This window comes from Micromonospora carbonacea, assembly GCF_014205165.1.
Lineage (GTDB): Bacteria > Actinomycetota > Actinomycetes > Mycobacteriales > Micromonosporaceae > Micromonospora > Micromonospora carbonacea.
On record NZ_JACHMZ010000001.1, the window covers coordinates 2,622,978 to 2,646,185 of the forward strand.

Genomic DNA, 23,208 nt, shown 5'->3' on the forward strand with positions numbered 1-23,208 from the left:
ATGACCCTCACCTGGCGCAGCCGCGCCGCCCTGCTGGTGTGCTGCGGGACGCTGTTCCTCGGCGTCCTCGACGGCGCGGCGCTCAACCTGGCCCTGCCGTCGGTGCAGCGCGACCTGCGGCTGAGCACGGTCGAGCTCCAGTGGGTGGCGACCAGCAACGCGCTGGTGCGGGCCAGCCTCACCCTGCTGTGCGGCGCGGTCGCCGACCGGTACGGGCGGCGGCGGATGTTCCGGGTCGGGCTGCTGGTGTTCGTCGCGGGGTCGCTGCTGTGCGGGGTGGCCCCGCACGCGCCCGCCCTGATCGCCGCCCGGGGCGTGCAGGGCGTCGGGGGCGCGCTGATGGCCCCGCCCGCCCTCGCCCTCATCGCCAACCTGTTCCCCGACGCGCTGCGGCGCGGCCGGGCGCTGGGCACCTGGAGCGCGACGGCCGGGGTCTCCGCCGCCTGCGGGCCCCTCGTCGGCGGGGTGCTGGTGCAGGCCGCCGGCTGGCGCAGCCTCTTCGCCGTCGGCGTGGCCGGCGCGGCGGTGCTCTACGCGGGCACCCGGCTGCTGCCGCCGGGCGTCGTCGACGGCCCGCCCCGCCGCCTCGACGGGCTGGGCAACACCCTGGCTGCCCTGGTGCTGGTCGGCTTCACGTTCGCGCTGATCGACGGCCCGAGCCGGGGCTGGCTGAGCGGGCCCGTCCTGGTCGCCGTGGCCGTGGCGGTGGCCGCCGCCGTCGGCTACGTGCCGGCCGCCCGCCGCCGCCCCGACCCGGTGCTCGACCCGCGCCACCTGGCGATCCCCGCGCTGCGCGGCGCGGTGCTCACCGCGGTCGTGGCCTACCTGGCGCTGGGCGGGTTCACCTTCGTCAACACGTTCTACCTGCAACAGGTGCGCGGGTTCAGCCCGCTGGCCACCGGCCTGCTCACCCTGCCCACCACCCTCGGCACGCTCGTGCTCGCCAACGTCTCCGGCCGGATCGTCGGCCGGCACGGCGGCCGGCTGCCCGCCACCGTCGGGCACCTGTCGATCGTGGCGTCGATGACCCTGCTCGCCCTGACCGTCACCGCCGACGCGGGCCTGGCCCCGCTGCTCGTCGGCTACCTCCTGCTCGGGGCAGGCATGGGCCTGGTCAACCCGCCGGCCACCAACACGGCCGTGAACAGCCTGCCCCGCGACCGGGCCGGGGTGGCCAGCGCCATCACCAGCGCCTCCCGGCAGATCGGCACCAACCTCGGCGTCGCCGTCCTCGGCGCGGTGGTGGTCTCGGTGCTGGCCCTGACCGGCCAGCCGACCGACGACATCGCCCGGGTCGCCGCCGAGGCCGGCGACGACTTCACCACCGCCCTGCGCGCCGCGTACGCGCTGGTGGCGGCGACCGCCGCGTACTGCGCGTACGCGACGTGGCGGCTGTTCCGGCCGCCACCCGGCCCGACGGCGGGAGAGGAGGTGGTGGGGATCGAGGACGCGCCGACGGCACCACCGACCGCGACAACCGCCAGCTAACGCACAACAACGAAGCAGAAGGGACCACCCCGGTGACACTCAAGAAGGTCAGGAGCGTCCGCAGCGGCGCCATCTTCACCCTGCCGTACCTCGTCGGCCTGGAACACGGCTACTTCGCCGAGGAGGGCATCGACCTGGAGCTGGTCGCCCCCGGCTCCTACGACGCGGTGCTCAAGCCGATCGAGGAGCACGAGCTGGTCAGCTCGTTCGGCGGCATCTCCACGCCGTTCGAGAGCGGCGACGTCTCCCTCTACCGGGCCTGCGAGTGGGGGCAGATCCGCCGCTCCCACGACAGCACCCGCGGCGGGCAGATCATCGCCAAGCGCGCCTCCGTGGCCAGCCAGGCGATCTTCGTGCGGCCCGACTCCGACATCAAGCACCCGCAGGGCCTGGCCAACCGGACCGTCGGCGTCAACTTCCACCACGGCTCGCACTACCTGGCCATCCAGTCCCTCGAAGGCTTCCTCGATCAGGACGAGATCAAGGTGGTGCACGCCGGCGGGCCGGCCGAGCGGTTCCGCAAGCTGCGCGACGGCGAGGTCGACGCCGTGGCCCTGATGGAGCCGTGGACCACCGCCGCCGAGAAGCTCGGCTACGTGCTGGTCACCGAGGCGTTCTACGTCGGCTCGGAGATCGCCAGCGCCGACGTCGACCCGGAGACCTTCGCCGCCGTCGACCGGGCCGTCCGCCGGGCCGTCAAGAAGATCAACGAGGACGTCCGGCCGTACCTGCACCACTTCGTCGCCGAGGTCCCCGAGGACCTGGTGAAGCTGGAGCCGGCGGACTTCCGGCTCGGCCGGCTGCGCTACGTCGACCCCGAGCCCTACCCGGAGGCCGAGTTCGCGCGCACCTACCGGTGGATGGTGAAGTGGGGCCTCATCGCGCCCGAGTCGACGTTCGACTCCATCGTGGACAACCGCGTCGTCACGGTCTGACCCGCGTGCGGGGGCCGGCCCGGCCGACGACGTCCGGGCCGGCCCCGCGCCACGATCAGCAGCGCCGCGACGGGTCAGCGGCGCCGACGGTCAGCGGCGCACGACGGTGAAGCCGCCGGGCAGCACCGCCGCCGGCACGGCCGCGCCGGACACCACCGTCCGCGACCGGCGCACCCCCGCCGAGTCGTACGCCTCGACGACGGCCCGCCCCGCGCCGGGCAGGGTGGCCGTGGCCGTGTGCGGCGTGCGGGCGGCGCTGCGCAGCACCGCCGTGGCGTGGCCGTCCCCGGCGACGACGAGGCGGGACAGCAGCGGCTCCAGCATGACCGCGTCGACCACCGCGCCGTCCCCGGCGGCCGTGGCCACCAGCGCCGTCGCCCCCGGTGGCAGCTCGCCCGGCCCGGACGGGGTCACCGGCAGCAGCACCCCCGGCGCGGGGGAGGCGCCCTGCGCGCCGGCCCGCCCGTGCCGCACCTGGCCCAGCGGCAGCTCCCGGCCGTCGCCGGCCACGCCCGCCCAGCGGGTGACCGCCGACGCGCCCGGGGTCAGGTCGACCACCGGCAGCACCAGCTCCGGCTGGGCCGACGGCGGCAGCTCCCAGCGCACGGCCGACCCGGCGGGCATCCGCACGAGGCTGCCGCCGCTGATCGACGACTCCCCGGTCCACGACGAGGCCGGGGTGACCACGGCGGCCCCGCCCTCGCGCGTGCCCTGCTCCGCCTCGACCACCCGGGTGCCGACCCGCTCCACGATCCGGCCCTGCCGGGCCGCCTCCGCCACCTGCGGCCGGGCGTCCAGGGCGAGCATGCTGAGCAGGCCGTGGATCGTCGACTCGGCCCCGGAGTTGCGGTTGACCGCCCCGTCGCCGGAGATGCCGTCGATCGTGCGCCCCGTCGCCGGGTCGTACGCCGGCACGCCGGCCGCGTTCGCGCCGAAGTACCAGGCGGCGACCACCCCGGCGAGCTGGTCGAAGCCGCCGCGCCCGGTGGCGTCGGCGACGGCGAGCAGCGACTGTAGGCGGGAGTCCACGCCGTAGGCGATCTGGCTGCGGTCCACCGGCGTGGGGATCCGCCCGTTGTCCGGGCCGCCGGAGGTGAGCAGCCACGGGGTGAACGTGGCGGAGTCGGCCACCGCCGGGTCGAGCAGCCGCCGGTCGCCGAGCGCCCTGCCGGCGGCGGCCAGCGCCGCCGGCATCTGCGAGCCCCAGCCGTGCCACATCGACCGCGACAGCGCCCACGGGCGCACCGCCCCGAACGGCCAGTGCCGGGCGTCGCCACCGGCCAGGGCGGCGATGCCCTCGGCGAAGCGGCGCAGCGCCCGCCGGGCCGCCGCCGGGCCACCGGCCCGCACGTACGCGGCCAGCCCGAGGACCGCCTCGGCGGTGGCGTCGGCCCCGTCGGCGATCAGCCACGCGGGGGCGCGCTCGCCGTCGACGGTCTGGAACGTGCCGTACCGGGACAGCACCTGCCGTTCCAGCGCCCCGACGGCCAGGTCGAGGCGCTCGCGCAGGAAACCGGCGAACCCGGCGTCGGCGGCGCGCCAGGCCGCGTACCCCTCGCCGAGCGCCCACACCGTGCGGGCCAGCCAGTACGACGGGCCGCTGTCGGACGGGTCCGGCAGCTCCACCGGCTCGGCGCTCGGGTTGAGCGTGCCGTCGGGCTGCGCCCACAGCACCACGTTGCCGGCGTGCGGCCCGGTCGTCGTCTGCAGGTAGGTCAGGCCGCGCAGCAGCTCCCGGGAGGCGTCCCGGCTGCCGGTCGCCCCGGTCTGCGCCCAGTGCCGCAGGTAGACCACGGCGGCCCGGGACACGTCGTCGGCGTTGTACGCGCCCTGCCCCCAGGTGTCGGTGGCCGCGTCGTACGCGCCGCCGCCGACGCGGCGCAGGTCACCGTCCGGCCCCGGCTCCGCGTACGTCCACAGCATGCCGACCTCGGGGGACTCGGCGAGCCGGTAGGTGGTGTGCCCGTCCTGGGCGGGCGGGGCGACGGCCTGGCGCAGGAAGTCCAGGTGCGCCAGGTTCGTCAGCGGCCCGCCGGCCGGGCCCGAGGCGGTGGACGGCCCGGCGGCCGGGGCGGCCCCGGCGGGGGAGCCGGCGAACAGGGGAGTGGTCAGGGCGAGCCCGCCCAGCATCAGGGTGCGGCGCTTCACGGTGGCTCCTCGGCGCGGTCGGGGCAGGGGTGTCGTCACGGCAGCCGGTCCAGCCGGGCCACGCCGATGCGGGAGTCGGCCATGCCGTAGAAGACGTAGCGGACGCCGTCGACCTCCTCGATGGCGGTCGGGAAGACCACGTTCGGCACGGTGCCGCTGCGCTCCTCGGCCAGCTCCGGCACGAGGATCGGCTCGGCGGTGCGGGCCAGCACCCGGGCCGGGTCGGCCGGGTCGAGCAGCATCGCCCCGGCGGCGTACTCGACGCGCTGGGTGGTGGGGTCGAAGCCCTCGGGGATCTCGCCGGTGACCCCGTGGTGGATCAGCAGCCAGCCCTCGGGCACCCGCAGCGGCGGCGGGCCCGCGCCGATCTTCAGCTCCTCGTAGGGGAACTCCGACAGGGCCACGCAGCGGTGCCCGCGCAGCCGCACGAGCGCCCCGACGTCGGCGCGCACCTCGTCGACCGGCACGTAGGAGATCCAGATGCCGGGCCGCTCGTCGGTGACGCCGGCCGGCAGGTGCACCCCCTCCCCGGGGCGGAACCAGCCCAGGTCCCACATCGGCCGGTGCAGCATCGCGAAGCAGTCCCGCCCGTCCGGGCCGGGCACCGGCTCGGGGAAGAACACGGCGTCCTTGTTCGGGAACATGTTCAGGTCGGTGTCCAGGTCGGGCTGGTAGCCGAACTGCACCGGCCCGAGCCGCCGCCAGTGCCGCAGGTCCTCCGACACCGCCAGGGCCAGGCGCGGGCCCAGCGGCCCGTACGCGACGTACGTCATCAGGTGCCTGCCGAGGTCCGGCACCCAGGTCGTGCGGGGGTCCTCGACCCCGGCGTTGTTCGTGCCCCGCTCCCAGCCCTCGTCGGGGGCCAGGACGACGCCCGCGCGGCGGACCCCGGCCGGCACGCCGTCGCGCAGCTCGACCTCGGCGAGGCCGACCCGGGACACGTTGCCCTCGGCCACGAGGCGGGGCAGCAGGTGCAGCCGCCCGTCGGGGGTGCGGCCGCTGGCCGGGTTCAACACCCCCTCGGCCTCCAACGGCTGGCCGGGCTCGGGCGTCATCACGACGCCGACCCTGGTCAGGGTGTAGGGGACGGTGGTGGAGACAGTCATCGTCAACCTTTCACGCCGGAACCGATGTCGGTGGAGACGAAGTGCTTCTGGAAGGCCAGGAACAGGCCGACCGCCGGGGCGGCCAGGACGCACGCCCCGGCCAGCACCGCCCCGTACGGGTTGGCGGCGCGGGCCGCCACGTTGCTGATGTAGTTGGCCAGCGAGACCGCCAGCGGTTGCATGTCCGCCTGCTTGGTCACCAGGAACGGCCACAGGAACTCGTTCCACGGGCCGATGAACGTCAGCAGGACGACGGTCAGCAGCGCCGGGCGCACCAGCGGCAGCGCCACCGACCAGAGCACCCGCAGCTCGCCCGCGCCGTCGACGCGGGCGGCGGCGAACAGCTCGTCGGGCAGTTGCAGGAAGAACTGCCGGAACACGAACACGGCCGTGGTGTTGACCGCGAACGGCAGGATCATCCCGAGGTACGAGTCGGCCAGCCCGTAGCCGCGCACGATCAGCACGTACAGCGGGATCAGCAGGAGCTGGAACGGGATCACCTGCACCAGCAGCACGAGCGCGAACAGCGTGCCCCGGCCGCGGAAGCGCAGCCGGGCCAGCGCGTAGCCGGCGAGGATGCCGAAGACGACCGTGCAGGCGATCACCCCGCCGGTGAAGATCCCCGAGTTGACCAGGGAGCCGAGCAGGTCGACCCGGGCGTTGATGTCCCGGTAGTTGTCCAGGGTCAGCCCCGAGGTGGGGAACGCCCCGGCCGGGGAGGTGTCCGGCTCGGCCTGCAACGAGCCGACGAACATGTAGTAGAAGGGGAACAGGAAGACCAGCGCGCCGCCGAACAGCGCCACGGCGCGCAGCGCGGTGACGGGTCGCCTCTTGGGTGTGCGTGGCATGTCAGTCCCTCTCCAGCAGCCGCCGGTTGATCGCCGAGACCACCAGCACGCCGATCACCAGCAGCACGCCGATGGCGGCGGCCACGTCGGGCTGGCCCTGCTGGATGCCGCGCTGGTACATGACCAGCACCGGTGACGCCGACGACCCGTTCGGGCCGCCGCCGCCGGTGAGCAGGTACGGCTCGGTGAACAGGTTCGCGCCGGTGATGGTGGCCAGGATGACCACCAGGGCGGTCGCCGGGCGCACCGCCGGCACGGTCACCGACCGGAACCGGGCCCACGCCGACGCGCCGTCGACGGCCGCCGACTCGTAGAGCTCCTTCGGCACGTTCTGCAGCGCGGCGAGGTAGAGCAGGATGAAGAAGCCGAGCTGCTTCCAGGCCACGAACACGGCGATCACCGGCATCGCAAGGCCCTCGTTGACCAGCCAGGACGGGTCGGGCGCCAGCGGCCCCAGCACCCGGTTGACCAGCCCGTCGGAGTTGAACAGGAACAGCCACACCCCGACGACGGCGACGCTCGCGGTGACGTACGGGACGTAGAAGGCGACCCGCAGGAACGTCCGCGCCCGCACCACCCTGTTCAGCGCCACCGCCAGCAGCAGCGCCAGCCCGGCGGTGAGCGGCACGTTGATGACGAGGAAGACGCCGATGTTGCCGAACGCCTGGCGCACCTGCGGGTCGGTCAGCACCGCGCGGTAGTTGTCGAGCCCGACGAAGGGCCGGTCCACCACCGCGCCGGGGGCGGCGAAGAAGTAGTCGTGGAAGCTCATCCAGACGGCGAACCCGAGCGGGTAGGCGAAGACCGCGGCGACGAACACGGCGTACGGCGCGGCCAGGAGCAGGCCCACCGGGTGGCGGCCGAACACCGCCGTCACCCGGCCGCGCGGGGCGCGGCGTCCGGCGCCGTCGCCGCCGGCCACCGGCCCGGCCGTGGCGGCGGCTGCGGCGTGGGCGGCGGCCATCAGGAGGCGGCGAGCTGCTCGGCCTTCTCCGCGGCGGCGGAGAGGGCGTCGGGCACCGGCTTCTTGCCGAAGATCACCGACTCGGTGTACGCGTCGCGGAACGCCTGCCAGATGGCCACCGAGTTGGGCACGTTGGGCACCTCGACGGTGCGCGCGGCCTGCTGGGCGAAGCCCTGGTAGGCCGGGTTCTTCGCGAAGTGGTCGGGGTAGGCGGCCGGCAGGTCGGCGCGCAGCGGCATCTGGCCGGTGGCGGTGAGCAGCGCGCCGTCCTGTTCCTTGCTGGTGGCGAACTTCAGCACGTCCCAGGCGGTGGCCCGGTTCTGGCAGGCCGAGTACATGGCGACGTTCTTGGCGTCGCTGAACGTCCGCACCTGGTCGGCGGGGACGCCGGTGGAGGTGGGCACCGGCACGGCGCCCCAGGAGACCTTGTCCCGGTAGACCGAGATGGCCCACGGGCCGACGATGGCCATGGCGGCCTTGCCGTCGGCGAAGGAGTCGCCGTTGTACTTCTCCTTGGGGGCCAGGCCCTCGGCGTAGAGGGTCTTCCAGAACTCGGCGACCCGCTGCCCCTCGGGGGAGGCGAACTGCGGCTTGCCGCCGTCGAGGAGCTGCCTGCCCCCGGTCTCGGCGGCGAACAGCGGGTAGAAGTCGAACCAGGACTGGAAGAACTCGCTTGTCGGCGCGGGGTAGATGGCGGCCGGCGCGGCGCCGGAGGACTTGATCTTCCGGGCGGCGGCGAGGAACTGGTCGTACGTGGCCAGCTGCGGCTTCTCGGGGTCGAGTCCGGCCCTGGCGAAGACCTTCTTGTTGTAGAAGATCATCACCGGGTTCGACTTCCACGGGAGCTGGTAGAACCTGCCGTCCGGCGACTTGTACTGCTCGGCCGTCGCGCCCGTGCGCGCGGTGATGTAGTCGGTGGCGTCGGCGAAGGAGTCGAGCGCGACGAGGCCGCCCTGCTTCTGGAACTGCGGCACGGCGGCGGGGGCGGTGTTGAAGATCAGGCACGGGGCGTTGCCGGCGGTGATGGCCGCCCCGATGACCTCCTCGGAGCTGGTGCCCGCCGGAATCTCCTGGGCGGTGATCGTCTGGTCGGCGTGCTGGGCGTTCCACGCCTGCACCATCGCCTTGCCCCAGGCGACCTCCTCGGCGTTGTTGGACAGCCAGACGGTGATCGGGCCGCGGGCGGCGTTGGCCTTGCCGGCGTCGCCGCCGCCGGAGCCGCCGCAGCCGGCGGTGGCGGCCAGGGCGACGGTCAGCAGGGCGGCGGGAAGGGTCCGTCTCATGTCTTCTCCGATCCGGGACGGGGTCAGGTTCGTCCGCCCGCCGGGCCGGTGGCCGTCGGCGGTGCGGGTGCGGCGGTGCTGCGGGTGCTGTGGTCGGGTGTGGCGGTGCTGTGGTCGGGTGTGGCGGGCTCGGGTCAGGGACGTGGGGTGGGTGGTGGCGCCGTCGATCCGCGCACGACCAGTGGCGCGGGTGGGGTGGGGAGGTCCGCGCCGGGCCGGCCGTCGATGAGGTCGAGCAGGGCGTCGGCGGCGGCCCGGCCCCAGCCGAAGGGGTCGGTGCGGACGGTGGTGAGGGTGGGGGTGACGTAGCCGGCGAGCTCCGTGTCGTCGAAGCCGGTGATCGACAGCTCGTCGGGCACCTTGATGCCGAGCTGGACGGCGACCGAGAGGCCGGCGATCGCCATCAGGTCGTTGCCGTAGACGATCGCGGTGGGCGGGTCGTCGGTGGCGAGCAGCGCGCGGGTGGCCTGCGCGCCGCCGGCCGCCGAGAAGTCCGACTCGACGCACGGGCCGGGGGTCAGGCCGGCGTCGGCGAGGGCCTGCTCCCACGCCTGGCGGCGCACGGCGCCGTGCAGGAAGTGCAGCGGCCCCGAGACGTGGGCGATGCGGCGGTGCCCGAGCCCCGCCAGGTGGGTCACGGCCGCCGTGACCCCGGGCCGGTCGTCGACCAGCAGCGCGGGGTGGTTGCTGGGCACGTCCGGCCGGCCGATGGTGACCGCCGGCAGCCCCAGCTCGGCCAGCAGGGCGATCCGCGGGTCGCCGAGCCGCAGGTCGAGCACGAACACCCCGTCGACCCGTTCGGCCGTGGCGAGCCGGCGGTAGCTGGCCTCCTCCGCGGACAGGTCCGGCACCACCTGGAGTACCAGGGACTGCCCCCGGTCGGACAGGGTCCGCTCCACGCCGGCGATGAACGACGGGTAGAACGGGTCGGCCCCGAGCAGCTCGGGCGGCCGGGCGATCACCATGCCGACGCTGAACGCCCGCGACGCGGACAGGGCCCGGGCCCGGTGGCTCGGGGTCCAGCCCAGCGACGCGGCCACGGCCAGGATGCGGGCCCGGGTCTCCTCGGCCACCCCGGGACGCCCGTTGAGGGCGAAGGACACCGCGCCCTTGGACACCCCGGCCGCCTTCGCGACGTCGGTGATGGTCGGTCGGCTCGGTCCCACGCGCGGCATCCTCTCGGCCCTGGTCCGGCAACGTTCGGTTCACACCGATGCAACAAACGACCCCCGTTGGAGAGGGACGCTAGACCGGTTTAGTAGCCCGCGCAAGCCCAGCGCCGACCCCGTTCGCCCGGTCCCGGCGCGCTCACGCAGCGTGGCGAGGGCGGGGTCCGCGCACACGAAGGGCCGCCCGGCGGTTCGCCGGGCGGCCCGATGTCGTCGCGTACGAGCAGGTCAGGGCGGGGTGCGGGCGCCGGCAGGGCCGGCCACCCCCGACGGCGTCGTCAGACGCCCGGCTCCCGGTGCCAGCGCACCGTCACCTGGAGTTGCCCCTGCACGCCGGTGCGGGCGATCAGCGCCCCCGCGTCGGCCGTCAGCTGGATCCCGAAGCTGATCTCCACCTCGTCCGGCCGGTCCACCATGGACCGGAACTCGGTGAGCGCGGCCGACGCGGCGTCCCGCGCCTGGCCGATCGCCCTGTTGAAGCTCACGCCGGCCCGGCGGAGCACCTCGTCGGCGGCGGACGCCGGGGCGATCCCCGGCGTCTCGTCCACGGCCACGAGCACGGTCCCCCCGCCGTCGAGGTCGAACTCGACCACCTCGCTCATCCACTGTCCCTTCTCGATGGCTACCCCGGCGGGCTGAGACACGGCAGCCCCAGCCACTCCTGCGGCGGCGTCCGGTCCCGCACGCTATCCAACTCCTTCAACAGGCTGTCCAGCAGCGCGGGATCGGCCAGGTACTGCAGGACGGCCGAGTGGAACGCGGCGGTCATCGCCGCCGGCATCATGTCCGAGGCGTCCCGGCACAGCGTGCCGGTGGCGAGGGTCCGCGCGATGCGGCGCGGCAGGCCGTCCGGATACGCCGCCGCGTCGGTCGCCGCGTTCAGGGTGAACGCCAGGTGGCCGCTCGCCTCCCGCCACACCTGGCGGGCCCGCTCGCCGGCCAGGAAGCGGATCAGCGCCCGCGCCTGCGGCGAGTCGGCGAACATGCCCACCACGTCCTCCGAGACCTCCCGCACCGGCGGGTCCCCCGGGCCGAACGCCGGGGAGGGGAAGAAGTCGAACTCCGGCGTCGGCCGGCCCGGCGCGGACCCTGCGGGCCGCCCGTCGAGGAACCTCCGGTAGGACCCGACGATGAACGACGCCTGATGGTCGAGGAAGCACGTCGGGGGCGAGCCGAACATGCCCGGCCCCGCCACGTCGAAGTTGACCAGCAACGGGTTGGGCGTGCCCCGCCCGGCCCCCACCAGCGCGCCCCACGCCTGCCAGGCCCCCCGCACCTCCGGCGACGTCCACGCCTGCTGCCCCGCCGCCCACCGCTGGTAGACGGTCTGCCCGGAGCGGTGCAGCAGGATGTCCTCGATCCAGTCGGTGCCCGGCCACCCGGACTGCGGCTGCGACCCCATCCCGAGGCACCACGGCGCGCCGCCCCGGTCGTCGAGCGCGCGGGTCAGCGCCACCAGCTCCGCCCACGTCGCCGGCGGCGACGACACCGTGGGGCCGCCCGGCGCGTTCGTGCGGTGCCAGATCAGGCTCTTGGCGTGCACGGCGACGGAGAGCCCGTACACCCGGGCGGTCGCGGCCCCCGGGGGCGGCAGCCGCAGCAACTGCGGGGCGAGGCCCGCCTCGCCGGCCGGGACGACGTCGTCGAGCGGGAACAGGTCGCCGCTGCGCACGTACGCCTTCAGGTCGTTGAGCCGGGGCAGCACCGCCACGTCGGGCGGCCGGCCCCGGTCGACCCCGGACCGCAGCACCTGGCTGACGTCCCGGGTGCCCTGGTAGGTGTACGTGATCCCGGTCTCCGCCGTGAAGGCGTCCAGCACCGCCAGGAAGGGCCAGGCCTCGCTGTTGCGCCGCCGCTCCTCGTCGGTGGCGCCCCCGCCGTCCTCCGACCAGGACGCGACGACGCTCAGGGCGCGCGCCCGTGGGGGATCGGCGCACGCGGCCAGGCTGGCGGCGACGAGCAGGACCGGGATCAGGGCGAGCGCACCGCGTCTCATCGTTGCCGATACCTGTATTCCTCTAGTCGGGGCAGGAAACCGACGACCACCAGCGCGGCGGCGAGCAGGGCCGCCGTGGGCAGGACGACCTCGCCGCCGCGGCTGTTCGCGGCCCGCGCCGCGAGCCCGGTGGCGTCCTGGCCGTGCCGCCACGCCGTGCTGCCGGCGGCGTCGATCTCGTTCGCCGCCCCGGCCGGCGTCGGATCGCCGTCGCGCTGGTCGAGGACCTGCTCGATCGTGTCCGCGCACGGCGTCGGCGCGCAGGCGGTGCGGAGCAGGGCGGCCAACTGCGTGGCGTTGCGGTCGGCCAGTGCCGCCAGCTGGACCCCCCGGGCGGCGGCGGCCCGGTCCGTCGCGGCCCGCGCGTCGCCGAGCTGGCCGGTCGAGTGCAGGCTCGTCGCCGTGGTGCCGCCCAGCGCCAGCACCGCGAGCGTGGCCAGCAGCAGCGGCGCGTTCAGGGCCCGCCGGAACCGGCGGCGCAGGAACAGCTGGGCGGCGACCAGCAGCGCGCCGAGGGCGAGCACCGGCAGCAGCCAGAGCAGGATCGTCGCCCGGCCCGTCCAGGGCCCGTCGACCTGCCGGTCCAGCGCCGCGTCCTGCTTCTCCTCCAGCCGGTCGAGGCGCAGCAGGATCTCCTCCAGCAGGCTCGACGCGTCGCGCAGCGCGGCGGTGCCCAGCGCCCTGCCGTCGGGCTGGGCGAAGTGCGCGTGGGCCCGCTCGATCAGGCCGGCGTAGGTGACCAGCGACGCCTCGACGACCTGGATGTCGCGGCTGCCGTCGTCACCGGCGGCGTTGTCCTCCGCGATCTCGGCGAGGTGCTGGCCCGCGCGGGCGATCTGGTTCTGGTAGTCCTCGCCCGGGCCGGCGAGCAGCCGGGTGCCGGCGGCGAAGCTGGCCACCGCCGCGCCGTGGGCCTCCCGCAAAGCGACCTGGGTGTCGTACACGGCGAGGATCGCCGGCACGGAACGGTCGTAGGCGGCCTCCGTGGTGCGCTGCACCCCGAGGAAGGCCGCGAGGCAGCCGGCCAGCGCGACCGCGTTCGCGGCGAGCAGCGCCCACAGCAGCCGCAGCAGCGTCCGCCGGGTGGTGCTGGTCAGCGCCGTGCCGCTCACGCCGGCACCGGGCCGGCGTCGGCGGGGTCGGTGAACTCGTGGCGGCACCGCTGGCAGAACCGGGCGCCCGGCGGCGAGCGGTGGCCGGCCGGGCAGACCCGGGGCGGGGCGTCGGCGGCCGGCCCGGGCCCCGACGCCGGCCGGGGGGCCGGGCCGGGCACCGTGACCGACGACCGCACGGCCACGCTGATCACGTCGAGCCGGGGCAGGTCGTCGCGCAGCCGCACCGGGGCGGCGTCGACGTCCTCGACGAGCAGCCGCAACTGTTCCAGGTGGAACGCGTCGCCGGCGGCGGTGGCCAGCGCGACCGCGCGGCCGAGCAGCCGGGCGGCCGTCTCCCGGTCGCCCGTGTCGTACGCGTCGCAGCCGTCGGCGATGAGCCGGCTCAGCTCCTCCTGCCCGGTGTAGTGGGCGACCCGCGGGTCGATCCGGCTGGACAGGGCCAGGTCCTCCGTCCAGTGCGCCAGGAGGTTCACCGGCCCGGCGGCCGGCACGTCGTCCAGCAGCAGGTCGACGCGGGCGACCCGCAGGTCCTCGCCCGTCGGCCGGCCCGCCGGGTCCACCTCGAGGCACAGGTGGTATTCCCGGGCCTCCACCCCCCAGGAGCCGGTCGGGCAGGTCACGGAGCGGTCGTCGAGCGGCGTCACGGGCAGCTCCATGATCGTGGGATGCACCTGCCGGCAGGACAGCACCCGCGCCGGCGGCACCACGGCGATCCGCAGGCCGGCCCGGGCCACCCGCTTGGCCATCGTGGCCCGCATGGTCGCCCGGAAGTCGGCCTCCAGCTCCTCGGGCCGGCGGACCGCGTCGGCGGTGCCGTGCAGCGCCTCGGCGACGCGGGTCAGCTCGCGGGGCTCCCAGGCGTCGCCGACGCCCCGGGCGTCGCAGACGAACTGCCCCGCGCAGGCCGCCAGCACCTCCGCCAGCCGCTGCGGCGTCTCGTGCTCGTTGCGCCCGTCGGTGAGCAGCAGGGCGTGCCGGATCGCCTCCGGGTGCCCGGCCAGCAGCTCCCGGGCCAGCTCCAGCCAGGCGCCGATCGCCGTGCCGCCGGCCGCGGCGAGCCGGCCCAGCTCGCGCCGGGCCGCGTCCCGGGTGGCCGGTGCGGCGACGGCCAGGCCCCGGTGGGCGGGGTAGACCATCCGGGCCTCGTGGGTGCCCTCCACGACGGCGAAGCGGACCCCGTCCGGCAGCATCTCGACGGCTGCGGCGGTGGCCCGCCGGGCCGCGCCGAGCTTCGTCGGCGGGTGCGCCATGGACCCGGAGCAGTCGACGACGACCACCTCCGCGTAGCCGGAGCCGTCGACCTCGGGCGGGGCGTCGCCCGCGCCGGCCCGCGCGGTGACGGTGAGGATCGCGTGCAGCTGGCGGTCCCTCGTGGACAGGAACCGGTCGTGGTCGATCCGCAGGTCGAAGTCGAGCGCGCTGGACACCGGGTCGCTCCTCACCGTGCTCGCAGGAAGGTCAGCGGCCGGACCGCGTTCGCCCGGTCGACGAGGACACCGTGGTCGTTGGCCGTGCGCGCCTGCCGGGCCAGGTCCCGCAGGGACCGCTCCAGCAGCCGCCGCAGGGACCGCTCCGCCGGCGCGTCGCCCAGCGTCCCGCCGGCGGCCAGGCCGGCGGCGCCGTGCGCGAGGACCCGGTCCAGGGCGGCCTGCCGGAGCACCGCCGTCATCCGGTCGCGCGCCTCGCCGTGCCGGGCGCCCCCGTCCAGCCGCAGGCGGTCGAGGCGGCGCACCGCCTCGTTGAGGTGCTCCGCGCCGGGCGGGTCGTCGCCGAGCCGGGTGGCCAGCACCCGCACGGCCGCGACCTGGGCGGCGTCGTAGTGCCGGGAGACGCGGGGGACGCCGTCGAGGAACTGCACCGCCGCCTCCCGGTCGCCGTCGGCCAGCCGCAGCCGGGCCAGCCCGAACGCGGCGCTGGCGGCCGACCGGTCCCGACGCCACACCGCCCGGTAGTAGCGGGTCGCCTCGCCGGCGTCGCCCCGCTGCTCCGCGCAGTAGCCGAGCGCCAGCTTCGGGGCCACCTCGCCCGGCAGCTCCGCGTACGCCCGGTCGAACCGGTCGCCGGCCTCGGCCACGTCGGACCGGGCGAGCGCCAGCAGGCCGTGGTGCCAGACCAGCCGCCAGTCGGCGGCCGCGTCCTCCCGCAGCAGCCCGGCCGCGATCTCCAGGGCCTCCTGGGCCGGCCCCGGCCCGGCCAGCTCCAGGTGCGCCCGGCAGCGCGACAGCTCGACCTCGACCGAGGCCGTCTCGAACGCCGCGAGCCGGGCCAGCAGGCTGCCGGGGTCGAGCGCGCCGATCAGGTGCAGGGCGGCGGTGGCCGGGTCGCCGGCCGCGGGGCGGGGCACCGGCAGGCCGGTGGCCACCGAGGGCGGCGCCGGGCGGCCGTGGTGCGGCGCCTCGGCGGCGGCCGGGTCCGTCCAGGCCGCCAGCGCCGGCACCGCGCCGAGCCCCGCGTCGAGCAGCGCCGCCGTGGGGGCGAACACGGTGGAGGGCTCCTGGGCGCGGTCGGCCGGGGGCGCCGGCAGCAGCTCCCGCAGCACGCCCTTGAGCTGCTCGGACATCTCCGACGCGGACGCGAAGCGGCGACGCCACTCGGGGTGGGCGGCCCGGGTGACCAGCCGCCCGAACGACTCCGCACCGAGGGCGGTGTCGCGGCCGGGGGAGTCGAGCGGGGGACGGCTCAGCTCCCGCAGCATGACCCCGACCGCGTAGAGGTCCGAGCGCACCGTGAACCCGTGCGCCGCCAGCTCGGTCGGGCTCACCCCGTAGGTCTCGGTGCGCACCTTCGGGCTGTGCCGGTCGTCGGCCCGGCGCACCCCGCCGAGGTCGATCAGCTTGACCCGGTCGGCGGTGCGGATGACGTTGCCCGGGTGCAGGTCGGTGTAGAGCAGCCCCTTGCCGTGCAGGTGGTCCAGCGCGGTCAGGATCTCGTGACCGTAGGCGAGGATCTCCACCAGGGGCAGCGTGACCGCCGGCCGGGTCGGGTCGACCGCCGCCTGCCAGAGCTCGTGCAGCGGCATCCCCTCCAGGTATTCCATCACGATGTAGCTGGTCTGCCCGCCGAAGAGCCGGTCCGGCGCGCTGACGAAGTTGAAGATCCGGACGATGTTCGGGTGGTCCAGGGTGGTCAGGAACTGCCGCTCGGATACCTCGATCGCCAGGGCGTCGGGCTCGGTCTTGCTGATCAGCCGCTTCAGGGCCATGGGCTTGCGGTCGAGGTGCACGTCCTCGGCGAGGTAGACCTGCCCGAGGCCGCCCCGGGCCAGGTAGCCGACCACTTCGTACTGCCCGGCCACCAGGTCGCCGGGCGCGAGGGCGGAGACGAACGCGAAGGGCGTGCCGCAGTGCGGGCAGTAGCCGTGGTCGAGCCGCTCGGCCCCGCCCCGGCCGACCTCCCGCCGGCACACGGGGTTGGCGCAGAACCGCTCGTGCTCGGGCACCGTCAGGCCGGCCGTGGTGCGCCGGTGGCCGGTGAAGTCGCGCACCGGCAGGGACACCAGCCCCGCCACCGGCCAGGTCTCGGTCCCGACCGGCGCCCCGGCCGTCGGCCTCGTGGCCCGTGCCGGCCGGGGCGCGAGGCCGCAGACCTCGCAGAAGCCGTCGGCGTCGACGACGCCCGGACAACCCGGGGTACGCGCACAGCGCATCAGGACGTCGCCCCTTCCCGCCGGTCGTCGAGGGCGCCCCGGACCGCCTCGGCGTAGGCGTGCACGGCGTCGGCGGCCTCGGTGAGGTCGCAGGGGCCGGCCCAGAGCAGGTCGTGGGCCTGCCGGTAGGACCGCCCGATGCCCCGGTGCTCGGTCAGCCCGCCGGCGACGGCGCGGGCCCGGTGCGCGTCCAGCAGCCCCCGCAGCTGCTGGTGCTCGGCGGCCCGCGCGGTCAGCTCGCGCCGCAGCGCCGTCGCCTCGTGCAGGGCCCGGTCGGTGCCCTGCTCCATGGCGGCCAGGTGCTCCAGCAACGGGCCGGGGTCGGGCTCCCGGGCCGCGGCCCGCAGCGCGGTGAGCCGGATCCGCAGCAGGGTGGCCCGCGGCTTCTCCGGTGGCAGCCCGCGCACGCGCGCCTCGAGCCGGCGGCGGTGCTCGCGGGCCAGGTGCTCGGCATCGTGCAGCCCGGTGATCCGGCGGGCCAGCAGCGCGAGCCGCAGGCCGACCGCGGGGCTGCGGAAGCCCACCAGGATCCGCAGGTCGCGGTCGGCGGCGCGGTCGACGATCGGGCCGACCACGTCGTCGACCAGCGCCTCGGGGTCGCTCGACTCGTCCACGCCGTCGATCAGCAGCGACCGGGGCGCCGCGTCGCCGAGCAGGTCGCCCGCCGGGGGCCCGGTGCTGCCGACGAAGCCCAGGATCCGGGCGGCCAGCTCCCGTGGTGGCTTGCCGGCGGCGTCCAGCGCCAGGTCGATGCTGCCCAGCGGCGGCAGCGACGGGTCCCGTTCGGCGGCGGCCGGATCGACCGACGACGGCCGGAGTTGCCGGTTGGCCAGCACCACGGCCCGGCGCACGGTGGCCGAGGACGCCGACGTGGGCGGGCCGGTGACGACCACCAGGACGTTTTGCGCGAAGCGGCGGGCGAAGAAGTCGGCCGTGCGCCGGGCGACCTCGCCGTCCTCCCGGCCGCCGCCCACCGACGTCAACTCCCGGTCGACGGAGGAGTCGCCGACCACCCACGTCTGGAGCAGGGGCAGATGGTGGAGCAGGGTCTCCACGGGGATCATGAACGACCGGCCGGAGGCGGGGCCGCTGTAGTAGGAGACCACCATGCCCACCACGTAGCCGGTCTCGTTGTCGACCGCCGCCGCGCCGCTGAACCCGCTGCGCACCCGGAGGCCGGGGCTCGCCGGGCTCGGGTCCATCTGCATCCACTCGTTGGCCGGGCCCGTCCCCCCGTGCAGGACGGCGTGGACGGTCTCGCCGTCGCGGAACTCCTTCGGGAACCCGAACGCGTAGACGTGTTTCTCCCACAGGGGCAGCCGCCGCAGCTCGGCGCCCGGGCGGCCGGGGACCGGGTCGGAGAGTTCGAGCAGGGCGATGTCGCCCTGGCCCTCCTTGCCCGCCGGCACCCAGCCGCCGGTCACGACCCCGGCGGACCGGGCGGACAGCCGGGGCAGGCGCACCAGTTCGACCTGGACCCGGTCGGCGGGCGGGGTGGCCCCCGCCGTCGCGCGGCCGACCGCGCGGTCGACGACGTGGGCGCAGGTGAGGACGTGCCGGTCGCCCAGCAGCGTCCCGCTGCCGAGGATCACGCCGTTGCCACCACGGATGCGCACCACCCACGGCTGACGGCCGTGATTCTCCCTCACCTGTGCATGGTATTCGCAGAGTCTTTCGACGGTGGGGCGCGGAATTGACCATTGTAAGAAAGACGACTCGGCCGCGAAACGCGAAAGAGGCGGCGGCCGAAGCATTCGTGAATGGATTTCGCCGCGATTCCCGTGCCCCGCGCGGCCCGCTGCGGTGGGCTACCCTCTGCCCGGTGAGCGTGACCACGTCGACGCCCGTCGCGCCCGCGCCGCACGGGCGCGGCCGGGGCTTCCGCGCGCTCTGGGCGGCCCAGGTCCTCTCCGTGCTCGGCGACTCGTTCTCCCAGCTCGCCGTGCCGCTGCTGGTGCTCGACGCGACCGGTTCGATCGCCACCGCCGGCCTGCTCACCGGCGCGTCCGGCGTGGCCTCGGTGGTCGCCGGCCTGTTCGCCGGCGTCGTCGTGGACCGCTTCGACCGGCGGGCGCTGCTGGTCGGCGCGGACGTGGCGCGGATGCTGCTGCTCGCGGCGGCCCCGCTGGTGTGGTGGCTGGCCCCGACCCCGCCGATCTGGCCGCTGTTCGTGCTGCTGCCGCTCGCCGCGGCGATCGGCATGGTGTTCCAGGTCGCCGCCGTCACGGCGGTGCGCGGCCTGGTCGCCGGCCCGGAGCTGACCCGGGCGAACGGCCGGCTGTACGCCGGCACCGCGCTCGCGGCGGTCGCCGGCCCCGCGTTGGCCGGTGCCGTGTCCGGCTGGTGGGGCCCGGCGGGCGCGCTCGCCGTCGACGCCGCCAGCTTCGGCGTCTCCGGGGCGCTGCTGACGCTGGTCCGGCTTCCCGCGCGCAGCGCCGCCCCCGCCGGCGCGGCGGGCCGCGCCGGGCCGTGGACGGAGTTCCTCGCCGGGGCGCGGTTCCTGTGGCGTCACCGGGTGCTGCGCCCGCTGACCGCGCTGCTGACCGTCTTCCTGCTGTTCACCTACGGCATGGACGACGTGGTCGTCTACCACCTCAAGCACGGCCTGCACCAGCCCGACGGGACGGTCGGCCTGGTGCTCGCCGCCGGCGCCGCGGGCACGGTCACCGGTTCGCTGGTCGTCGCGCGGCTGCGCCGGCGGTTCGGGTTCGGGGCGTGCTGGATCGGCGCGACGGCGGCCACCGGCGGCGCGGTCGCGGCCCTCGCGTCGACCCGCCGGCCCGCCGAGGTCGGCGCGCTGGTGGCCGTCTACTTCGGCTGCCTCGGCGTCGGCGGCATCTGCTCGCTGTCGCTGCGCCAGGAGGTGACGCCGGAGCACCTGCTCGGCCGGGTCACCGCCGCGTTCTGGACGATCCACTTCTCCCTCGGTGGGATCGGCGCGGCGGCGTTCACCTGGCTGGCCCAGCGCCACGGCGCGCCGGTGACCTTCGTCGTGGCCGGTGCCGGCGGGGTCACGGTCGCGGTCGCCGCCCTGGGCACCGCCGTGCGCCGGGCCGGCCCCGCCGCCGGTCACCCGATCGGGTGACCTCCCGCGGTACCGTCTTCGGCCCGGCCCGTCGCTGTCAGAATCGGCCGCATGTCCAGCACCGGGGAGATGATCACGCTCAGGGACGGCCGCCGGATGGCGGTGCACCGCTCCGGTGCGGACACCGGCCGTCGGGTGGTGGTGTTCTGTCACCCGGCCCCGGGCTCCGGGGCCTTCGACCCCGATCCCGCGGCCACGCGCCTCGCCGGGGTGACCCTCCTCGCCCCGGACCGGCCCGGTTACGGCGGCTCCGAGCCGGCCACCGGCTGGTCCGACGTGCCGGCCGCCGCCGACGACCTCGCCGAGCTGATCGACCAGCGCGGCCTCGGGCGGGTCGCCGTCGCCGGCTGGTCGGCCGGTGGACGGGTCGCGCTGGCCCTCGCGGCCCGCCGGCCCGACCTGGTGCGCCGGGTGGCCGTGCTGGCCACCCCCGCCCCCGACGAGGAGGTGCCCTGGCTCGACCCCGGGCAGCGGGACATGCTCGCGGCGCTGCGCGACCGGCCCGTCGCCGACGTCCGCGCCGCGCTGGACGCCGCGCTGACCCCCCTGGTGCCCGCCGACCCTCGGGACCCGGCCGCGGCGCGGCTGCTCGGCGCGAACCGGGCCGACGAGGCCGCGTTGGCCGACCCGGCCACGGCGGCGCGGATCGGCGACCTGCTGGCCGAGGCGTTCGCCCAGGGCACGCGGGGCCTCGCGGACGACGTCGCCGGCTACTCGCTGCGCCCCTGGGGCTTCACGCCCGACCAGGTGCGGGCGGACACCCTGCTGCTCTACGGGGCCGGGGACGCCCTCGCCGGCCCCGAGCACGGCCGCTGGTGGCGCGACGCGCTGCCCGACGCCCGGCTGGAGGTCGTGCCGGACGCCGGTCACCTGTTGGTGGCGCAGTCCTGGCGTAGGGCCCTCGACCACCTGGTCGGTCCGCCCGCGCGGGCCACCTCCGCCCGGGAGGCGGTCGCGCTCATCCTCCGCGCGTCGAGCCCGCCGCGTCCGGTGCGCTAGCGGTGACGCGCGAACCCGTTCAGCCGCCCTCCTCGGGCGGCAGCACCGCCAGGGCGAGCGTCAGGTCCAGCACGGTCTGCGGGTCGAGCAGCCGGTCGCCGTACAGCTCCCGCACCTGCGCCATCCGGTAGCGCACGGTCTGCGGGTGCACGAACAGGGCCGCCGCCACGTCGTCGCGGCGGCCCTGGTGCAGCAGCCAGGCCCGCAGCGTCTCGGCGAGCCGGTGGGCGGTGGCCGGCGGCAGCGCGGCGAAGGGCTCCAGCACCTGCGCGCGCAGGTCGGCCAGGGCCTCCGGGTCCGTGCTGAGCAGCAGCCGCGCCAGGTGCCGCTCGGTGTCCAGGGGCGCATCGGCGTCGTCGCGCGGCAGCCCGAGCGACAGCGCGCGGGCGGCCCGCTCGTACGACCCGGCCACCCGGTGCCACGGCCGGGCCGGGCCCAGCACCGCCCGGTGCCCGCGCAGCATGCGGGCCAGCTGCCGCCGCCGGCCGCCGTGGACGTCGGGCACCAGCAGCACGGCCAGCTCCTCGGCCGGTTCCGTCCCGGGCACGTCCTCCCCGCTCTCCAGCGTCTGCGGGCTCAGCGCGGTCAGCACCGTGCGGAGGCCGCTGCGGGGCAGCAGCACGACGGTCAGCGTCTGCGGCGGGGGCCAGTCCGCCCGCGCGGCGCTGCGGCGCAGCACGTCCTCGGCCTCGCCGGCCAGCAGCTGCTGGGCCAGCCGCTCCAGGTAGCGCTGCCGGGCCCGGCCCACGCTGGCCAGCTCGTCGGCGTGCCCCGCCACGCTGGCGGCGGAGAGCTCGTCGATGTAGGCGAACATCAGCTCGGCGAACTCGGCGACCGTCGTCGCCGCGAGCCCGGCGCGCACGGTGGTGGTGGAGACCTCCCGCCAGGCCACCCGCGCCCCCACCCGGTACGCCGCCAGCAGCGCGTCCATGCTGCGGCCGGAGCGGGCCTCGCCGCTGCCGAGGGCGTACGCCGCCTCCAGCGCGGGCGCCAGCGGGGTGCTCGGGTCGGCTGCGGCCTGGGGACGGCCGACGAGCTGGAGGAAGGTGCCCAACGCGATGCGCACCGCGTTTTCGATCTTGGCTCGCATCTGCCCGGTGAGGGTGCCCGAGTAGGCCGGGACCTCGGCCGTGATCGCGGTGACCGTGCGCTCGGCGACCGCCGGCAGCACGGCGAGCAGCCGGGCGGCCGTCGGCGCGTCCAGCGCGAGGTGGGCCGCGCGGCGACCGGTCCCGGACTCATCCGACATCTTGTTCTCCCGGAACAAAACCCTGCAGGGCTTTCATCTTTCTTGGCCAAGATGTTATGCGATCGTGTCCGCCACCCTGGTCCTATGACCACCACCGTCCCGCGTCCGTCCGGCCGCCGCAGCGTCCGGGACAGGCTGTTCCGGCTCGCCGAGACGGTCACCACGCCGCTGCTGCCCGACGACTACCTCGACCTGGTCGCCCCGCTGCGCTCCGGCGCGGCCCTGCGCGGGCGGATCCTCGACGTCCGACCGGAGACGCGGGACGCGGCGACGGTGACCATCCGGCCCGGCCGGGGCTGGCGCGGGCACACCCCCGGGCAGTACGTCCGCCTCGGCGTGGACGTCGACGGGGTCCGCCAGTGGCGGGCCTACTCGCTGACCTCCGCCCCCGGCCGCCGCGACGGCCTGATCTCGGTCACCGTGAAGGCGATCCCGGACGGCCGGGTCAGCAACCACCTGGTCCGCCGGGTCCGGCCCGGCACCCTGGTCCAGCTCGACCAGGCCCAGGGCGACTTCGTCGCGCCCGCGACCGCGCCGCAGCGGGTCCTCTTCCTCACCGCCGGCAGCGGCATCACCCCGGTCATGGGGATGCTGCGCGGCGGCGTGCCCGTCTCGGCGGACGTCGTGCTGGTGCACTCCGCGCCCACCGCCGACGACGTGATCTTCGCCGCCGAGCTGCGCGGGCTCGCCGCGCGGGGCGCGATCCGCCTCGTCGAGCGGCACACCGACACCGACGGCGTGCTCGGCGTGGCCGAACTGGCCGACCTGGTGCCCGACCACCTCGACCGGCAGACCTGGGCATGCGGCCCGGTGGGCCTGCTCGACGCGGTCGAGACCCACTGGGCCGCCCACGGGGCGGCCGACCGGCTGCACACCGAGCGGTTCCGGCCCACGGTGATCTCCCCGGGCACGGGTGGCGACGTCACCTTCACCCGCGCCGGGGTCACCGTCGCCGCCGACGGCGGCACCCCCCTGCTCGACGCGGGGGAGGACGCGGGGGTGCTCATGCCGTCCGGGTGCCGGATGGGCATCTGCTTCGGCTGCGTGGTGCCGCTGCGCCAGGGCGCGGTCCGGGACCTGCGCAACGGGGAGATCACCACCGCCGTCCCCGGCGACGGCGTGCTCATCCAGACCTGCGTGTCGGCGGCGGCCGGTACCTGCGACATCGACCTCTGAC

Annotated in this window: 18 protein-coding genes; 5 read left to right on the forward strand and 13 right to left on the reverse strand. The window is 76.0% G+C overall.

The window, feature by feature from the left end; genetic code table 11:
- Together HDA31_RS11360 and HDA31_RS11365 are read left to right on the forward strand one after the other, a co-directional pair.
- Positions 1-1,488, forward strand: a complete 1,488-nt coding sequence (locus HDA31_RS11360; RefSeq protein WP_178065034.1) for an MFS transporter — start codon at positions 1-3, stop codon at positions 1,486-1,488.
- A 32-nt stretch (positions 1,489-1,520) separates the two neighbouring features.
- Positions 1,521-2,423: an ABC transporter substrate-binding protein gene (locus tag HDA31_RS11365; RefSeq protein ID WP_178065035.1), complete on the forward strand. Its 903-nt coding sequence runs from the start codon at positions 1,521-1,523 to the stop codon at positions 2,421-2,423.
- Positions 2,424-2,513: 90 nt separating this feature from the next.
- Here HDA31_RS11365 and HDA31_RS11370 read toward each other — a convergent pair whose 3' ends face one another.
- The 12 genes from HDA31_RS11370 to HDA31_RS11425 form a co-directional block, all read right to left on the reverse strand.
- Positions 2,514-4,571, reverse strand: coding sequence for a hypothetical protein (locus tag HDA31_RS11370; protein ID WP_219824903.1), 2,058 nt, complete (start codon positions 4,569-4,571; stop codon positions 2,514-2,516).
- A 35-nt stretch (positions 4,572-4,606) separates the two neighbouring features.
- Complete coding sequence (locus tag HDA31_RS11375; RefSeq protein ID WP_178065036.1) at positions 4,607-5,677, reverse strand: glycoside hydrolase family 130 protein; 1,071 nt, start codon at positions 5,675-5,677, stop codon at positions 4,607-4,609.
- 2 nt (positions 5,678-5,679) lie between these two features.
- Complete coding sequence (locus tag HDA31_RS11380) at positions 5,680-6,525, reverse strand: carbohydrate ABC transporter permease (RefSeq protein WP_219824904.1); 846 nt, start codon at positions 6,523-6,525, stop codon at positions 5,680-5,682.
- A gap of 1 nt (position 6,526) precedes the next feature.
- A complete protein-coding gene (locus HDA31_RS11385) occupies positions 6,527-7,489 on the reverse strand; it encodes a carbohydrate ABC transporter permease (protein WP_178065037.1) in 963 nt (320 codons plus the stop codon).
- Positions 7,489-8,772 (reverse strand): extracellular solute-binding protein, encoded by a 1,284-nt coding sequence (locus HDA31_RS11390; protein ID WP_178065038.1) that lies wholly within the window; start codon positions 8,770-8,772, stop codon positions 7,489-7,491. The genes HDA31_RS11385 and HDA31_RS11390 overlap by 1 nt, the downstream gene beginning before the upstream one ends.
- Before the next feature lie 134 nt (positions 8,773-8,906).
- Complete coding sequence (locus tag HDA31_RS11395; protein WP_281370175.1) at positions 8,907-9,938, reverse strand: LacI family DNA-binding transcriptional regulator; 1,032 nt, start codon at positions 9,936-9,938, stop codon at positions 8,907-8,909.
- 281 nt (positions 9,939-10,219) lie between these two features.
- Positions 10,220-10,543 (reverse strand): CU044_2847 family protein, encoded by a 324-nt coding sequence (locus HDA31_RS11400; RefSeq protein ID WP_074473188.1) that lies wholly within the window; start codon positions 10,541-10,543, stop codon positions 10,220-10,222.
- Between the two features lie 20 nt (positions 10,544-10,563).
- Positions 10,564-11,937 carry an ABC transporter substrate-binding protein gene (locus tag HDA31_RS11405; RefSeq protein ID WP_178065040.1) on the reverse strand — a complete coding sequence of 458 codons (1,374 nt, stop codon included), beginning with the start codon at positions 11,935-11,937 and terminating at the stop codon, positions 10,564-10,566.
- On the reverse strand, positions 11,934-13,049 hold the full coding sequence (locus HDA31_RS11410) for a GlnX family signal transduction membrane protein (protein WP_178065041.1): 1,116 nt from the start codon (positions 13,047-13,049) through the stop codon (positions 11,934-11,936). Before HDA31_RS11410 ends, HDA31_RS11405 begins: the two co-directional genes overlap by 4 nt.
- A complete protein-coding gene (locus HDA31_RS11415) occupies positions 13,046-14,479 on the reverse strand; it encodes a vWA domain-containing protein (protein WP_178065042.1) in 1,434 nt (477 codons plus the stop codon). The genes HDA31_RS11410 and HDA31_RS11415 overlap by 4 nt, the downstream gene beginning before the upstream one ends.
- Before the next feature lie 11 nt (positions 14,480-14,490).
- A complete protein-coding gene (locus HDA31_RS11420) occupies positions 14,491-16,698 on the reverse strand; it encodes a serine/threonine-protein kinase (protein ID WP_178065043.1) in 2,208 nt (735 codons plus the stop codon).
- Positions 16,698-18,347 (reverse strand): trypsin-like serine peptidase, encoded by a 1,650-nt coding sequence (locus HDA31_RS11425; protein WP_178065044.1) that lies wholly within the window; start codon positions 18,345-18,347, stop codon positions 16,698-16,700. The genes HDA31_RS11420 and HDA31_RS11425 overlap by 1 nt, the downstream gene beginning before the upstream one ends.
- A 173-nt stretch (positions 18,348-18,520) precedes the next feature.
- Between HDA31_RS11425 and HDA31_RS11430 the strand changes: the two genes are divergently transcribed.
- Positions 18,521-19,783, forward strand: coding sequence for an MFS transporter (locus HDA31_RS11430; RefSeq protein WP_219824905.1), 1,263 nt, complete (start codon positions 18,521-18,523; stop codon positions 19,781-19,783).
- Between the two features lie 51 nt (positions 19,784-19,834).
- Positions 19,835-20,782, forward strand: a complete 948-nt coding sequence (locus tag HDA31_RS11435; RefSeq protein WP_178065045.1) for an alpha/beta fold hydrolase — start codon at positions 19,835-19,837, stop codon at positions 20,780-20,782.
- A gap of 19 nt (positions 20,783-20,801) precedes the next feature.
- Here HDA31_RS11435 and HDA31_RS11440 read toward each other — a convergent pair whose 3' ends face one another.
- On the reverse strand, positions 20,802-22,031 hold the full coding sequence (locus HDA31_RS11440; protein ID WP_178065046.1) for a PucR family transcriptional regulator: 1,230 nt from the start codon (positions 22,029-22,031) through the stop codon (positions 20,802-20,804).
- Positions 22,032-22,115: 84 nt separating this feature from the next.
- Here HDA31_RS11440 and HDA31_RS11445 point away from each other — a divergent pair, with 84 nt between their 5' ends.
- A complete protein-coding gene (locus HDA31_RS11445; protein ID WP_178065047.1) occupies positions 22,116-23,207 on the forward strand; it encodes a ferredoxin reductase in 1,092 nt (363 codons plus the stop codon).
- The last annotated feature ends 1 nt before the right edge of the window (position 23,208 follow it).